This is a genomic window from Chryseobacterium aurantiacum (assembly GCF_003020585.1).
In the GTDB taxonomy this organism is placed as follows: Bacteria; Bacteroidota; Bacteroidia; order Flavobacteriales; family Weeksellaceae; genus Chryseobacterium; species Chryseobacterium aurantiacum.
The window spans coordinates 836,236-852,941 of the sequence record NZ_PXUE01000001.1 but is presented as its reverse complement, the minus strand read 5'-3'; the positions used below and the strand labels follow the sequence as shown (position 1 = coordinate 852,941).

8 protein-coding genes are annotated in these 16,706 nt (G+C 36.6%); 1 reads left to right on the top strand and 7 read right to left on the bottom strand.

Annotated elements, in window-relative coordinates:
- Window positions 1-84: 84 nt before the first annotated feature.
- Window positions 85-1,614 (bottom strand): aldehyde dehydrogenase family protein, encoded by a 1,530-nt coding sequence (locus C7D53_RS03850; RefSeq protein WP_106915056.1) that lies wholly within the window; start codon window positions 1,612-1,614, stop codon window positions 85-87.
- A gap of 182 nt (window positions 1,615-1,796) precedes the next feature.
- Here C7D53_RS03850 and C7D53_RS03845 point away from each other — a divergent pair, with 182 nt between their 5' ends.
- Window positions 1,797-2,723: a helix-turn-helix transcriptional regulator gene (locus C7D53_RS03845; RefSeq protein WP_106915055.1), complete on the top strand. Its 927-nt coding sequence runs from the start codon at window positions 1,797-1,799 to the stop codon at window positions 2,721-2,723.
- Between the two features lie 83 nt (window positions 2,724-2,806).
- Here C7D53_RS03845 and C7D53_RS03840 read toward each other — a convergent pair whose 3' ends face one another.
- The 6 genes from C7D53_RS03840 to C7D53_RS03815 form a co-directional block, all read right to left on the bottom strand.
- Window positions 2,807-4,414 (bottom strand): RagB/SusD family nutrient uptake outer membrane protein, encoded by a 1,608-nt coding sequence (locus C7D53_RS03840; RefSeq protein ID WP_106915054.1) that lies wholly within the window; start codon window positions 4,412-4,414, stop codon window positions 2,807-2,809.
- Window positions 4,415-4,426: 12 nt separating this feature from the next.
- The gene (locus C7D53_RS03835) at window positions 4,427-7,279 is read right to left on the bottom strand and encodes a SusC/RagA family TonB-linked outer membrane protein (protein WP_162926072.1); all 2,853 of its coding nucleotides are present in this window, start codon (window positions 7,277-7,279) and stop codon (window positions 4,427-4,429) included.
- Window positions 7,280-7,840: 561 nt separating this feature from the next.
- Window positions 7,841-9,433, bottom strand: coding sequence for a RagB/SusD family nutrient uptake outer membrane protein (locus C7D53_RS03830; protein ID WP_228422164.1), 1,593 nt, complete (start codon window positions 9,431-9,433; stop codon window positions 7,841-7,843).
- Window positions 9,434-9,445: 12 nt separating this feature from the next.
- Window positions 9,446-12,328 (bottom strand): SusC/RagA family TonB-linked outer membrane protein, encoded by a 2,883-nt coding sequence (locus C7D53_RS03825; protein WP_106915052.1) that lies wholly within the window; start codon window positions 12,326-12,328, stop codon window positions 9,446-9,448.
- A gap of 418 nt (window positions 12,329-12,746) precedes the next feature.
- On the bottom strand, window positions 12,747-14,075 hold the full coding sequence (locus C7D53_RS03820) for a hydroxymethylglutaryl-CoA synthase family protein (protein ID WP_106915051.1): 1,329 nt from the start codon (window positions 14,073-14,075) through the stop codon (window positions 12,747-12,749).
- Window positions 14,076-14,194: 119 nt separating this feature from the next.
- The gene (locus C7D53_RS03815) at window positions 14,195-16,705 is read right to left on the bottom strand and encodes a M1 family metallopeptidase (protein ID WP_106915050.1); all 2,511 of its coding nucleotides are present in this window, start codon (window positions 16,703-16,705) and stop codon (window positions 14,195-14,197) included.
- Window position 16,706: the final 1 nt, after the last annotated feature.

Sequence of the window (16,706 nt, the reverse complement as noted above, 5' to 3'; positions counted from 1 at the left end):
CACGAAATGAAATGAAGCCCTGCATAGCCCGACCGTTTTGCCCTGGATAAAGCCAAGGCAATCGGGCACGTCCTAAAATTAATATTAAAAGAAACCTAACTTGTTTTTGTTGTAGGAAATCAGCATATTTTTAGTCTGACGGTAATGATCAAGCATCATTTTATGATTTTCTCTTCCTATTCCAGACTGTTTGTACCCTCCGAAAGGTGCTCCTGCCGGATATGAATGATATTGATTGACCCAAACTCTTCCTGCCTCAATCTGACGCGGAATATTGTACAGCTGATGGGCATCCCTAGTCCAAACTCCGGCTCCTAGTCCGTAGATGGTATCATTGGCTATCTTTATGGCTTCTTCTTCATCTTTAAAGGTTGTAAATGCCAACACAGGACCAAAGATTTCTTCCTGAAAGATCCTCATCTTATTGTTTCCTTTAAAAATAGTTGGCTGGATATAAAATCCGTCTTCAAGGTCTTCTCCCAGGTTATTTACATTTCCTCCTACCAAAACTTCTGCTCCCTCTTCTACTCCTAGTTGAATATAAGACAATATCTTGTCTTTTTGGATCTGAGAAGCCTGTGCTCCCATCATTACCGTTTTATCCAGTGGGTTTCCTACCTTAATGGCCTTTACTCTTTCTACTACTCTTTCAATAAAGGCATCTGCAATTCCTTCCTGAACCAGTAACCTTGACGGACATGTACAAATTTCTCCTTGGTTAAGGGCGAAAAGTACAGCTCCCTCAATGGCTTTATCTAAAAATTCATCGTCTGCATCCATCACAGAATTGAAGAATACATTGGGTGACTTTCCTCCTAACTCTAATGTTACAGGAATGATGTTTTCGGTTGCATATTGCATCACTAAACGTCCTGTAGCTGTAGATCCTGTAAATGCTGCCTTGGCAACTTTAGGATTAGTAACCAATGCTCTTCCCAGTTCTGCTCCAAAGCCATTCACAATATTGATGACTCCTGCCGGCAATAAATCTCCGATGAGTTCCATTAACACCATGATAGACACCGGCGTACTTTCTGCAGGCTTTAAGACTACACAATTTCCTGCCGCTAATGCTGGGGCAAGTTTCCAAACAGCCATCAGTATTGGGAAGTTCCAAGGGATGATCTGTGCGATTACCCCCAGAGGCTCATGTACAATTAAGGACACAGTGTCTTTATCCAATTCATTATGTGATCCCTCATCTGCACGAATTACGGATGCAAAATATCTGAAATGATCTATTGCAAGAGGCATGTCTGCAGCCAGAGTTTCTCTTACCGCCTTACCGTTATCAATGGTTTCTACTGTAGCAAGATATTCCAGATTTTGTTCTATTCTGTCTGCAATCTTATTGAGGATAATGCTTCTTTCTGTAGATGATGTATTTTTCCAGGTTTGGAAGGCTTTTTCTGCTGCATCTACAGCCAGATCCAAATCTTCCTTGGATGAATGGGCTACCTGAGTGAACTTTTTACCATCCACTGGTGAAACTACATCAAAATATTGTCCTTTAACCGGTGGCGTAAATTTACCGCCAATATAGTTATCGTATCTGTCTTTAAATTCTGGACGCTGTAAAAGAGTCGTTGATCTTGGTTCTGTAATTGTGCTCATATTAGTATTGTTTATATTTTTCGATGATGCCAAATTACATGTACAACCCGAAAAAAACATAGCACAATCGTATAAAAAAGGTGCAAAATAGTATCAGGGTTCTAATTTTATCATTTTATTAACAACAACATAGGCTCATATTTTATATATTTGAAATACCAGTTTTCAAAAAATATTTAGAAATGAATAACAATAGCAAGTTTTTATTAAACACTCCTGAATTAACTCAGGAGAGACATCTATTGAGTCTTGTTGAAAACCAGACCACATTCAATCTAAACAATTGTGAATTCAGTATATACGAAACCCATAAGGCCGCTTTTGGGGTAAAACTTCACTTTGAAAACATTGCCTTTACAGCCATGCTAAGAGGGAAAAAGCATATGAAACTGGATAATAAGACCAATTATTTTGATTATTTTCCGGGGGAAAGTATTCTGGTTGCTCCTGGGGAAACCATGGTCATTGATTTTCCTGAGGCAGATGAAACGGCTACACAATGTATTTCCTTAAGTTTAAATCCTGATTTTATAGAGGATTCTCTCAATTATTTAAATTATCACCTTCCAAAGGTAGATGAGTCTTCACAATGGAATATTCAACTGGACGAATATTTTCTTTTTAATAATCAGGCCTTGGCTTCTGCAACCAATAATATTATGAGAATTGCCATGGATGATAATTCTCAAAAGGATATTATGGCTGATTTTGCACTGAAAGAGCTTCTGATAAGACTTATGCAAACACAGGCAAGAAGTCTGGTGGAAAAAAATCTTGTAAAAAACAGATCAAGAATGGGATTTGTGGTGGATTATATTAAGAGAAATCTGCACCAGAAATTATCAATTGACAGCATTGCTAAGCTTGCGTATGTGAGTAAATCCAACTTTTTTAAAATGTTTAGAGATGAGCTTGGAGTTTCCCCGAATGATTTTATTTTACAGGAAAGAATCAGCAAGGCAAAAGAGTTATTGGCAGGACAGAACAGCATTAAGGAAACTGCTTTTCAAACCGGATTTTCCGATACCAATTATTTCACAAGAGTATTTAAACAACTTGTAGGAGTTACTCCAAAAAATTATCAGAATGGAAAAATATTCTCCAGATAATTGTTTATGATGATTTGTAATTCCTAAGGTTTATTGATAAAAAATCCCCTGAAGTAAAGACTTCAGGGGTATTTTTATAATGATTAATATTTATCATTTTGTAAAGCATTCGGGTTTGCCGAAGTTTCCTTGATAGGAATAGGTAATGTATACCTATAATCACCATTAGGAAGATTCTTAACCGGAATGATGTCATCTGTAGGATTTCTGTCCATCTCTACGTTTGCCAATACTGCAAGTCTTTTCAGATCGACATAACGGTGTCCCTCAAGTGCCAATTCAATTCTACGCTCTTTCAAAATATCAGCGTAAGCAAATTGTGCACCTGTATAACTAGGTGTTACAGCAGAACCAAGGTAATTTCTTGCCTCTCTTACTTTCTGAATTAAGTCATGAGCTGTTGAAAGATTACCAGCCGCTACTTCAGCTTCAGCTAGAATGAAATACATTTCTGACAATCTGAAAACCTTAACATCATTTCTTGTAGGTGTATTTGTTTTACCAGGATATTTGTCAATAACCAAAGCGTCTTCTCTCGTAGTTCCAGCTGTTGCACTTGCATAATTAGCCTTTGGAACTGATGTTGGATCTACGTAAGCATACTTTCTGATATCTCCAGGAATATTCTGAAACAAGTTGTATAAGTTTCTTCCCCAGAACCACATTGGTGTGCCATCAATATTAGATTGGTTGGTATTCCATCTTGAACCTATAGTTCCTCCGGCTCCTAATGGAAGTCTGTTTAATGAGAAGATAACTTCACCTCTTGCTGAATCATTCCATAGATTTCTATATGGGTTGAAAGAAGATGCAATTCCATAAAAGGCAGCATTCCATTCTTTTGAACCTATTTCAGGAGCATTACCCCCTGCAGGCTTCGATGGATCTGCGATGGTAAGCTTCAAACCTGAGTTTGAAATTACTTCGTTTGCATATTGTTTTGCTAAAACTGTATTTCCTCTGTAAAGGTTAAAACGAGCCGTAACAGCATTTACAAATCCTTTATCTGTAGCATATCTTCCTCCTGCTGTAGAAGAATATTCTAATATTCCTCTTGCGTAATCTAAGTCAGCATTAATGAAATCATATACATCCTGATTCTTAGATCTAGGTAATTTAGCATCTGTAGCCGGAACATCTTTTAGAAGAATTACTCCTAGTTCGTTAGGGTTTTTCATATCAGCAGAGAAGTATGCCTCTAGCTGTACATAACAATACGCTCTGATTGCTCTGGCTTGAGCAAGGATCTCATTATATGCTTTTTGTTCATCTGTATTAGCAGGTGTAACTTTCTTTGCTCCTTCAAGCAATCTGTTCACTCTGTTAATAACTTTATAATTATTTAACCAGATCCCATCACTTGCTACACTGTTTACAGTTCCTCCAGTTACTACAGGGCTTGCTGCATCAAGAAAATGTCTGTGTAAAGAGTACTCCTGGCCTCCACTTCCTGAACCCGGCTTTACCTCATCTGTAAATACGGCTGTAAAATAGATCTCCTCAATTGGATCCAACTGAGCATATATAGATCCGTTTAAAACTTCATTTAAGTTAGCAACACTTGTATATAATTCATTCTCCTGTAATTCTCCAGGTTGTCTGATATCAAGTGCATCCTGGCAGCTGTTTAATGTAAATGCTGCAGATGATAAAGTTGCTACAACTAATATTGTATTGATAATTCTTTTCATAATTTTTCTCTATTAAAAATCAACATTTAAACCTACCGATACGGTTTTTGGGTTTGGATAGACGTTTAGTGAATACGAAGTAATTGGCTCCGGATCAAATCCTTTCCAATCTGTCCAAGTAAAAAGGTTTTCTGCCTGAACAAATACCTTGATACCTCTTACCGGTAATTTACCTAGTTGACTTTTGCTAAAGTTATATCCTAAAGTAACATTTTTAAGTCTGATAAAATCTGATCTGTGTAAAAATCTGTCTGAAGCACCTAAGCTTAGGTTGGTTGCTTTCAAAGCAGGAACATCCGTATCTCTATTTTGAGGAGTCCATGCGTTCAACAAGTCTGCAGAAAGGTTTCTGTTAGCAGCTGCACTCGGATCAAATACCCAAGACTGTAAGTTATCATAGATCCACCCTCCTTGTTGGAAAGAGAATAATGTATCAAAGAACCAGCCTTTGTGTTGGAAGTTAAATCCAAAACCTCCTGTAAATTTCGCATATCTTGACTTTCCTGTCAGTCTTCTGTCTGCAGCTGTTGGAGCTTCAGTAATGTTTCCGTTTTTATCTAAGAACTGTAGATTTCCGTTTTCACGATTTACTCCAAGGTATGGGTATAACTGGAACTGACCTGCAGGACCTCCAATAGCATTTACTACATCTCCTGCAAGGTTTTCGCTATCCATGGAAACAATTTTATTAGAGTTATATGCCGCGTTTGCGAAAATAGATAATTTCGTATTTTCGTTTCTGATCACGTTATACTTAATTAACCCCTCAATACCTTTGTTATCAAGAATACCGTCATTTCCTCTAATAGAATAATATCCTGTAGTTGCAGATACTTGAAGATCATTGAACATTCTGGATGTTCTCTTCTGGTAATAATCTACACTACCTTCAATTAAACCTTTAAAGTTATAATCTATACCGATATTCGTTTGTTTTACCTGCTCCCATTTTAAATAAGGGTTTGACAAGTTAACAAAGTTGTATCCCAAAATATTCTGATATCCTGAAATACCATCATATAGATCAAGGAAGTTATTTGGAAGTAATGCCAATGGGTTAGAGTTATCAGTCGCAATACCTAAATTCTGGTTACCAGTAGTACCGATTGAAGCTCTTAATTTCAATAATCTGAATCCTGAATTAGCCATGAAATCTTCTTTGTCGATATTCCATCTTGCTGCAACTGACCAGAAAGTCTCCCATCTGTTGGTAGGAAGGAAACGGTAAGATCCGTCTCTTCTTACAACTCCACTTACTCCATATTTGTCTTTGAAATCATAATCTACTGTTCCAAAATAAGCCAAGGTACCAGCGGTTACTTTTGTAGCACTTACAGAAGGTCTGTAAAGATTTGGTGTATCAGGGTTAAAAGGAATATAACCTGTTCCTGCACCAAATTCCCATTGTAATGGATTTAGACCATTTTGTCTCTGAGTAGTTGAATTAACATGTGCCTTGATATAATCCATATAAGCACCAGCACTAATCGTATGATCTCCAAAAGACTTATTGAATGAAATATTCGTAATACTGTTGAAAGTTAAGTCTCTTGTTGTAGAGAACTCTTCACTACCTCCATATTTAGACTGATCTCCATTGGCTACGCTAATGGAAAGGTATCCTAGTGGTGATCTTGCGAAAGTTCTTTCGTATTCCTTATATTCAATACCTGTTCTGTTTCCAATGCTAAGGAAATCTGTGATCTTATAGTTCACATTTGCATTTGCAGAAATACTTAATTCTGTAAATCTGTTTCTGATTCCTCCATTAATGTTATCCTGAAGAACCCATTGACGGTTATTAGTAGCATCAGATTTAATTGCGTTGAATAACTCACTACCATTAGCATATGGAGAAGGTCCTATGTAAGGTCTTGAAAGTATTCCACCGAATAAAGGGTTTTGAAGAGTATTGCTGGAGATTTTAGAATTCGTTTCATCATCCAACTGGTTTCTTTTGGAATATCCTAAACCAATGATAGAACCGAAAGTTAACTTTCCATTTTTAGATTTACCGTTAAGGTTATTTCTCATTGTAAATCTCTTGAAGTCTGTAGATCTTACAGTCCCTTCGCTTTCTAAGTATCCAAGAGAGAAGAAGTTATTGATATTTTCTCCACCTCCGGTAATAGACAAGTTATGCTGTTGAGAGATACCAACACGGGTAAATTGCTTATTCCAATCTGTATCTGTTCCCCAGTTATTAATCTGGTCGTTTGTTAAAGATTTTCCTTTACCTGTCTGTAAATTTTTCTGAATATATAACAACTGCTGAGCATTTGCCATATTATAGTTTGCTTCAGGCAGTTGGCTGAAAGAAGTCAATGCATCGTAAGAAACCTTTAATCCTGAATTAAATTTCCCTCCTTTTGTAGTAATTACTACAACTCCATTTGCAGCTCTGTTACCATAGATTGCTGTTGCCTGAGCATCTTTCAGGATACTGAATGTTTCAATATCATAAGAGTTCAGGTTTCTGAACTGAGAACCTGAGGTAATTACCCCATCTACCACGTATAAAGGATCCGTAGAACCATTAAGTGAGCTTGTTCCTCTAATCAGAATATTAAATTTCCCAGAACCTGGAGAACCAGAGGCTGAGTTCACTACAATACCAGGAGCAGTCCCCTGAATTGAGCTTAATACTGAGATGTTAGGTCTGTTTTCCAAGGTTTCGGCACCTACTGTTACCGAAGAGGTTGTAGTTTTAGCTTTGGTAGCAGTTTTGCTATACCCTAAAACAACTACTTCCTCAATCTTAGTTTCTTTGTCCTTACTGTTCTTAGATTCTTTTTCTTGAGCAAGTACAGCTTGGCCTGTGAAAAACAAGACTCCTGCTGTCAAAACACGCAATTTCATATTCATATTAACAGATTTTAATATATTCAAGGGGACAAATATGTTAATAAATATTAACAACATCAATTTATCAAACCTTGAAAACCCGCTACCAGAACAGGATTATCCGCATCAATCTCTAAAGAACACTAAAGAAAAAATTTAATTGCTTTTAAAACTTTAAGAAAAAACAAAGCATTTTAAACAATAAGGGAATATTAACAAAAATCAAAATAAAAATCAAAGTACTTCATTTTATTCAATAAAGTGAAAAATATAAACAACAATTAATATTATCAATGAAAAAAATTAAATACATTTTTTCTTAATTTCAATTAAAACAGGGAAAAACAGACGCTACTTCCCCATAATTCACCTCAAAAACAACCTCATAAAAAACAGGGAGACCACCTTAAAAGGCAGTCTCCCTACAGTTAAAATTAAAAATTTGTTAATATATGCGATTCAAAAATCGGTTCAAATTGATAGGCATTTCAGAAATATTTTCATGTTTCTTTTTGCCCTTTAAAAATTATATTTTCCAAAATAACTTTTATTCTTTTTCAACAAACCTTTAATGGGTTGGTTTTACCATTGTGGGTTTTGCTGAGCCGCAAGAGTTGGATTATTCACTATCTCATCATTTGGAATAGGCCATAGTATTCTGAAATCTGTTTTTGGAATCATAGCAACACCTAACGGTCCTGTATATGGAGTACCCAATGTAAAGGCAGACCCTGGAGGCGTAGAGTTAGCTACCTTAGCCGGAATACCAGGTGTAGGTACCAAATCATCATAAAGCAATCTATGAATATCCCCCCATCTCATTCCCTCTCCAAGGAATTCAATTCTTCTTTCTGTAATAATAGCATCTACAAGTTCTGTTGCATTCGCGAATGAAGCAGCAGTATATTGTTGAGTACCTGGAGTTGCCAACGATCTGTTTCTCACCATATTCAGATAAGTAATAGCTGAAGCTGTATTACCCTGTCTTGCATATGCTTCTGCCATAGACAGAATTACTTCTGCATATCTCATGATTGGAGATCCATCCGATAGATTGGTAACATCCTTATATTTATTCACATATTTCACTCCTGCAGCAGAAGTTCTTACCATTGCTGTTTCAGCTCTTCTCTTATCATCTGCCAGCCATCTTGAATTTCTCCAGATAATAGGGCTGATACATACCAAAGATCTATCTCTATACATAGATGCTAATCCGGCATTGGTACCAGGGTTTGTATTGGCTGAATTCTCAATGGAGAATACAGACTCAGAATTGTTATAATTATTAGCCAAAACGAATGGTACTTCAGGAGTAGCTGTAAGAGTATAAGCAGAACTTAGTTTTGTACCCTCGGTAAGTACCTTTGTCCAATCTCTCATATTAAGATAAGCTCTCACTTTCAAAGCGATTGCTGCTTCTTTAGTAGCTCTGGTAATTCTAGCATTACCTGATCTCGCAGATTTACTTGCGGTTAACAATTCCGCTTGATCCAAATCAGCAAGGATCTTTGTGTAAGTTTCTGCCACAGTTCCTCTTCCTATCTTAAGCGCCTCATCAATAGCAGCCGGGCTGGTAATGGCAGTGGTACGGTAAGGGATTCCGGGATGACTTGCGTTGGCAGTAAAATTATATGGGCGGGAGAAATGCTTCAATAATTCCAAGTGAGCCAATGCTCTTAGAAAATACATTTCACCTAAATAGTTATCACGTACAGCAGGTGTAATCACTCCGGTCTCTCCTGCTTTTTTCAAACCATCTATTGTAATATTTGCTTTGTTAACCAATCCATAACCATTCATCCAATAGTGTGAATTATTAGGAGAGCCTCCATCATAAGTTGCCGTATATGTCAATTGGTAAAAAGTAGCCGTATTCACCATATCCTCTCCACGTACGTCATTTTGCTCCACGTAAGCAGCTCCAAAAACATATCCTCTAGGCGTATTGGCAGCATCCGGTGCCGTTTTATAAATTCCGTTCTGTGCCGCATTATACACCCCCATCACTGCCAAATCTACATTGACTGCAGAGGTAAAGGCAATCTCCTCATACAGGTTATTATAAGGTTGTAAATCTAGAGTCTCCCTGTCTGAGCAAGAGCTCACCATCGCCATTAATAATGATACCGATAAAACAGACAACCCTCTTCTTATTATATTATTATTTTTCATTGTTATTTTATTTTATAGTGAAACATTAAAGCCCATGCTAAATACTCTCTGACGAGGAGTTCCATTAAAGTCTACCCCAGCATTCTCCATTTCAGGATCAAGTCCTTTGTATTTGGTAATGATGAATGCATTCTGAGCCTGGAAGTAAATCCTTAGATTTCTCACCCCAATAGACTTAAGAACATCCTTAGGGAAAGTATACCCTAAGCTGATCACATCAAACTTCACGAAGCTTCCATCTTCCAGGAATCTTGAAGTAGCATTACTTGTCTGGTTACTCAATGTATTGTCTCCAAATATTAATCTAGGCGTCAATCCATCTCCTGGATTTGAAGGACTTTGCCATCTTCCAAGAATTTCTGTTGAGTTGTTGTTGAAGTTCAAGGTCATCAAGTCTCTTCTTGTAGCATTGAATACCTTGTTACCACCACTGAATCTAACCGTGGTACCAAAATCAAAGTCATAGAATCTGAATTTAAGTCCAAGTGCTCCAAAATATTTCGGTAATGTATTTCCTAGTACTTTTTTATCAGATAAGCCTAATGTAGAAGATTTGCTTACATCATTAGGATTGGAAGGATCGAAAACTGCATATGAACCTTGTCCTACAAGCCCTTGAACCAAGCTTCCATCTGCCTTGTAATAAACCGGGTTACCATTCGCAGCGTTCACTCCCCAATAGTCAAATCCATAGATAGATCTCAAGGATTCTCCTACACGGATAATGTTGTTTGCGCTAGAGAAAATATCAGCATTGTTATTAGCAAGAGCCAATACCTTGTTGCTCATTAATGTCAGGTTGGCATTCACATCCAATCCGAATTTTTCAGTATTAATAACGTTGTAGTCCACTGAAAATTCAAATCCTTTGTTCTTCATATCTCCAATATTCTTGAAAATACTGTTGTTAGGTACTCCCAATGATGGAGCCAACGGAGCTTCAATAATCATGTCCGTAACTTTGTTCTCAAAATAATCAAAAGTAAATTTCAATCTATTGCTGAACAAGGCAAGGTCAACCCCTAAATCATATTTGTTACTCGTTTCCCATTTTAGATCAGGGTTATAAATTTGTGAATAGGCAACTCCAGTGTAATCCGCATATTTGTAATTGCTGAACAATCCTAAATATGGGTAATTACCAATATCTGTATTTCCAACTTTAGCATAGGAAGCTCTTACTTTAAAATCAGAAACTACATTGCTGATCTTTTCCATAAAGTTTTCCTTGCTTATTGTCCATCCCACAGACACTCCCGGGAAGTTACCCCACTTGTTGTTCATTGGTAATGAAGAAAGCCCATCTCTTCTTATGGATGCCTGTAAGAAATATTTACCTGCATAGTTATAGTTAAATCTTCCAGCATATGATAATATTCCCTGCTCTGTAATTCCTCCTCCTGACTGTGGTGTTCCCACAGAATTGGAAATAATTCCATTATTAAAGAAAGGAGTGGACAGATTTGTTCCACCGCCATAGAAGCTTTGCAGCTTTTGTTTTTGGTATTCATATACCGCTACAGCTCCAATATTATGTTTTTCTCCAAAAGTTTTATTGAATGTCAAGATATTTTGGATGTTCCCTCTTAGATAATCTGAAAAGTCATTTCTGATATATCCATTGGATCCACGTCCATCACCATGTATAGGATTCCAATATACAAACCCTTTGGTTTGCGACTGGTCAACACTCACCTGGAATCTGTAGGACAGGTAAGGTAAGAATCTAATATCTGAATAAAGAGACCCAATTAATCTGTTTACACTGGACCTCATTTTATTATTGTTAAGGGCATATACGATGTTCGTAATATTATCCCCTGCAAGCAATGCGTTTTGCCATCTACCCACTACTCTTGGATCAGTAGCATCAATGTTATACCCTGTTGGGCTTTTAGGATCAAAGATTGGTGTATTCGGCAGCTGCTTAATAGCATTGTAAATATTCCCTGAAAGCGATGATGCTCCCGTATTAAGTCCTACATAATCTGTTTTTGTAAAACTAAGGTTTGTTCCAATCTTCATCCATTCAAATGCCTGATGATCAACATTGGCTCTTGTTGAGAATCTCTGCATTTCATTAGGAATGGCAACCCCTTCCTGCTTGGTGTACCCTATGGAAGTGTAGTAACTTGATTTCCCAAATGAACCTGAAGCGGATAATGTATTATCGGTTTGGAATGCAGCTGATCTTAGAACAGCTTTCTGCCAGTCTGTATTATATTCTGTTCCAAATGCAATGGCTGACTGCCCTGCATTTGATCTTTTCTCGTTGGAAATGGCAATAAAGTCAGGTGTTTGAAGTAGATTATACAAGCCTACTGGCATTGCATATCCTGCATAGTTACTGAAATTAAGGCTTAATTTTCCTCCTTTTCCTTTTTTAGTAGTTATTAAGATCACCCCATTGGCAGCTCTTGATCCATAGATTGCTGTTGCAGCACCATCTTTCAAAACCTCAAAGGATTCAATGTCATTAGGGTTAATATCCCCCAAACCATTGGTAGCGGTTTGTCCTCCTACATCTCCGGAAAAGATAGGGATACCATCTACAATATACAATGGTGATGTTCCTGAAGTAATGGATGCAATTCCTCTAATTCTTACTCTTGGAGCCTCTCCCAAGATACCGGTTGTACTGGTAATCTGGACACCCGCAGCCTTACCTGCCAATTGCTGTTCAAAACTTGGAGCAGCAATACTCGCAACATCAGCAGCTTTAATGGATGTTACAGCGCCTGTAACTTCTTTTTTCTTCTGGGTTCCGTACCCCACCACCAAGACTTCTTCAATTTCTTTTGTGGAAACCGTGTCTTTTTTCACCTTTTGTGCCATCACGCCTTGCCCTATAAAAAAAAGGACTCCAGCGCTTAACACTGATAATTTTCCATTCATATTAACAAATTTTAAGATATTCCGATCACAAATATGTTAATAAGAAAGATCAGATTCAAATGAAAATATCCTATCAAACAATCGATTGAAGTGAAAAATATTAACTAAAAAAGAAAAATAAATTAATAAATACTGTTAAATTTAATTTATTATTGAAAATATTTAAAAGCAATTTAACTTTAACAAAATATTAACAGCAGTTAAAAAAAATACTACATTACATTAAAATTAAAAAATAAATGAAAAATATTAATCAAAATATAAATTATAAAGAAAAAAATTCAATATTTAAAATAACAATTCGTTATGATTTTAAGAAAAAATATAACAAATTGACAATTAAAATCTCCAAAAACATATAAAAAAGTAAAGCATCCCAATATTTGAGATGCTTTTTATAATTTTAAATCGAAAAATACTATTTCTTAAAACTATAGTATCTTGCCCCATTCAAAACAGGGTTTCCAAATTCGACAGAATCAAGACCAAACCCTTTGTAATCAGCATTTACAGACATATTCAACTGTTTTCTATGAAGTTTTTCATAGGTATCAAAATCAATAGCAGTTCTATTCTTTAAGTTTTCGAATAGATTCCATTTTTCTGCTACTTTTTTCCAGCTTTCAGAAATCTTACCGGCAAAAACCTTGGACTTTGATCCACTACCATAGCCAAAGAATCCAATTTCCTTTCCTGACAAATCTTCATTCTCGTTAAAAGAAGTTTGTAAGCCGGATAGGAATGCCATAAAAATGGAGGCCGTATACATATTTCCTATTTCGGAAGAAGCTCTTTGAGTCTTTTCTATTGCATCATTAATTAATTGCATATAATTTTCAGATTTTGCAACAACTTTCTGCTCTTCAGGAGTTTCATAGGGCAGTCCGTTTTCAAGACTGTAAATTTCAGTAAATATTCTTTTTCCATGGAAAGCATAAGGAAGATGAAAAACAATATATTTCCAATCCTGATAAGGTTTTTCTTTACCTGTAACCTCTTTATAATGCTGATACGCTTCTCTTATTCTATCCTGATAGCACTGATTAGAGTACTGCCCATCAAATACCGGTTCGTCTGTAAAAATCTCAATTTTATCAGGATAAACATCAGGAGCCCCACTCAGGTCTTCTTTTTTATATTGTCTTCTTGGTTTGAAAAAATCAAAAACACTTTCCGTAGCAACGCCCCAATGGTTATCAATTTCAAGAAGATCAGGTTGAGCAGACACCAGAAGCGAAACTGCACCGCCACCTTGTGTGTATTCTCCGGAGGAAGCCAGTTCATATTTTGCATAGTCGCTAGAAATTACGACTGCTTTTTTATCAGGGTTTACTCTTACAAAATCCAAAGCGTTATGAAGAGCATCTACTCCTCCTACACAGGCAAAAGTCATGTCTACAACATCACAATTTCTGAATACTCTCTCCCCAAAATCGGCTTCCAATACCTTTTCCACCATCTGCATTGCATAAGAAGCTGTAGGTTTAGCAGCATCTAAGGCACTTTCCGTTCCGAGATAAATCCTTGCAATATCTTTGGGGTTGATACTATAGTCTTTTATTAACCTTAGTAGTGCTTCTGCTGCAAAAGTAGCAGCATCTTCGTGTACGTCGGGAAGTCCCATTTTATGAAGTCCTAACCCCTTCTCCAATTTGGCAGGTTCTATTCCTCTTTTTTCAGCTAAATCTTTAATTTCCAGATATAAAGAAGGTACATAGTAGCTTGCCGCCTCAATTCCAAAACTCATAATTTTCTAAATTTTAAACGAATTTATGAAAGATAACGCAAAAAACAGCGGTAAAAACCGCTGTTTTTTATAATATTAATAAGAAAAGAAAAGCCGACCCATTCTGCCGGCTTTATATTTTACTTATAATTTTCAATTGCTTTATTCAATACATCAATTTGCTTATTGATGCTTGCTGCATTCTGTGGATTTTGTTTTAACAGTTCCATCTTTTTACTCAAACCATCTTTTAGGATTTGAACCATCATCATTTTAGCCTGTGGGTTATCTGTCATTTGATTTTTGGCATATCCTGCTATTTTAGTAATGCTTTCGGTTGCTGCCAGATTATCTGAGGTCATGATCCAGTTAAAACCTTCTTCTGCCGCTTTTCCTAATTCAGGATTTTGAAATTTAATAAATGGATAAAACACTGCTATTCGAGCAATATTTGACATTTGAGATGTCACTTTATTCTTTACAATAATAGGAAGTAATTGGGCCTGCAATTCTTCTGATGCGCCCTCAAGATCAATTTTGTCTGCAAAGCTATTTGCTTTTGACGGATCTATGGTTACAATAGCACCTAAGGAACTTCCTTTTACGGCATTTGAAACAGCACCCATTCCTTTTTCAAAGATTGGAAGATATTTTTTATCTTTTGTTTTGGCCAAAGCAGCAATAGCAGCAGCCTGCGTTAATGTTTTAGGGTCAATAGAGGCTAATTTTTCTACTTCAGCACCTAAAGCTTTCATTTGCTCAGGATTTGAAAGATCCATTAATTGCAATGCCTGAATTCTCACTCTAAAGAATGGATCCTTAAGAGCGGCAGACAATAATTTTATTGCAGCCGGGCTTTTTCCTAACTGATCTTTTATTCCTGCTAAAGCATTATACTTGTTTTTAAACTCCTTAGAGTTCGTAAACTGCATCAAATTCTGCTCCGGAGTTTTCTTATCTGTAATCTCTGCCAGTAGAACACCATCTGCATTGATATTTACTAAGTCCGGAGTTTTTGAAACATCAAAACTGAACGTATTCTTTGCTTCTGCGTTTACCCAAACATTATATCTTTTTGGTTTTCCGTTATCATACACATCAATTGCCAGAGGAAACTCAAAAAGCGGTTCCTGAGTCTGGTTAATTGTAACTGACACCTGTTTTTTTACAGGTTCAAAAGTAAATGAAGAGTTGATCTTCGGGTTACCGTTTGAAAAATACCATTGATTAAAGAACCAATTCAAATCTCTTCCCGATACTTTTTCAAAGGAAAGTCTCAGTTGATGAGCTTCTGCATTCTGATATTCATAGGTTTTCAGGTAATCATTCATTCCGGCGAAGAAAGCATCATCTCCTAGATAACTTCTCAGCATATTTAGAATTCCTCCCCCTTTCTGATAAGTCACCAGGTCGAAAACATCTTCACGGGATTCATAGTTGAATCTTACAAGGTTTTTATTAAAGTCTGATGGATTATGAATATATCTGTTTACGTCTGTCATCAGGTGATAATCTGCCTGATCTTTTCCGTATTTGTATTCATTCCAAAGATATTCTGAGTAGTTGGCAAAAGATTCGTTTACGGTAAGGTTGCTCCAGCTTTCTGCGGTAACCAGATCTCCAAACCAGTGGTGGAATAATTCGTGGGCAATCGTATCTTCCCATGTATTTTCATCGATCAGCTGCCCTGGTTTTTGAAGAATATCACTTCCATGAAGGGTTGCTGTAGTATTTTCCATGGCACCACTTACATAGTTTCTACCGGAAATTTGTGCATACTTCGCCCAAGGATAGTCATAGTTCAGCTTTTTGGAGAAAAACTCGATCATTTCAGGAGTATTTCCGTAAATCTGCTTAGCATAAGGTTCATATTCTTTTTCAATATAGTAATCAACCGGAATATTTCTCCATTTATCCTTAACAATGGCATATTCACCTACTCCCATAAAGAAAAGATAGGTAGAGTGTCTTTTATCCATCACCCAATGATCCGTTCTAAGTCCATTGGATTCTTTCTGAGAATTTTTTAAAACACCGTTTGAAAGGGTTACATATTTATCAGGAACCGTCATATAGATTTCCTGTGTAGTCTTTTGGTTGGATTTATCAATGGTAGGGAACCACGCTGAAGAAGATTCTGTTTCTCCCTGCGTCCAGATCTGCGTAGGCATATCCGGTTCTGTTCCTTGTGCATTAATGAAGTAAAGTCCTTTTGCATCATTAATGGCCATACTTCCCTGTTGTTTTACTTCGTTTGGACGGGATGTATATTTGATATAAACTGTATAGTCCTGATTTTTCTGATAGGTTTTATCCAGAGTAATTTTCAGGATATCCTCTTTATATTCATATTTTAAAGGAGATTTTTTACCATTATTATCAAGGGCAACTTCATGAATCAGCATTCCCTTTGCATCAAGTATCAGTTCATTGGTAGCGTAGAAGTACGGTGAAGCAGTAAGCCATTCTTCTCCATTCATCTGTTCTTTCTGATAATCGAAGTTTACTTTCAGCTTGGTATGCTTAAGTTCTGTTACCTTGGTATGGGTAGCTCTGTACACCTTTTCTCTTCCTGAAGTTTCAGTTTGTGCTGATACATTTGTGGAAAATAAAATCCCAAGTATAGCAATTGATAAAATGGCCTTTCTCATC

Coding starts and splice junctions, on each gene's coding strand:
- C7D53_RS03820 (WP_106915051.1), bottom strand. CDS start 14,075: ATGAGTTTTGGAATTGAGGCGGCAAGCTACTATGTACCTTCTTTATAT.
- C7D53_RS03840 (WP_106915054.1), bottom strand. CDS start 4,414: ATGAAAAGAATTATCAATACAATATTAGTTGTAGCAACTTTATCATCT.
- C7D53_RS03830 (WP_228422164.1), bottom strand. CDS start 9,433: ATGAAAAATAATAATATAATAAGAAGAGGGTTGTCTGTTTTATCGGTA.
- C7D53_RS03850 (WP_106915056.1), bottom strand. CDS start 1,614: ATGAGCACAATTACAGAACCAAGATCAACGACTCTTTTACAGCGTCCA.
- C7D53_RS03835 (WP_162926072.1), bottom strand. CDS start 7,279: ATGAATATGAAATTGCGTGTTTTGACAGCAGGAGTCTTGTTTTTCACA.
- C7D53_RS03815 (WP_106915050.1), bottom strand. CDS start 16,705: ATGAGAAAGGCCATTTTATCAATTGCTATACTTGGGATTTTATTTTCC.
- C7D53_RS03845 (WP_106915055.1), top strand. CDS start 1,797: ATGAATAACAATAGCAAGTTTTTATTAAACACTCCTGAATTAACTCAG.
- C7D53_RS03825 (WP_106915052.1), bottom strand. CDS start 12,328: ATGAATGGAAAATTATCAGTGTTAAGCGCTGGAGTCCTTTTTTTTATA.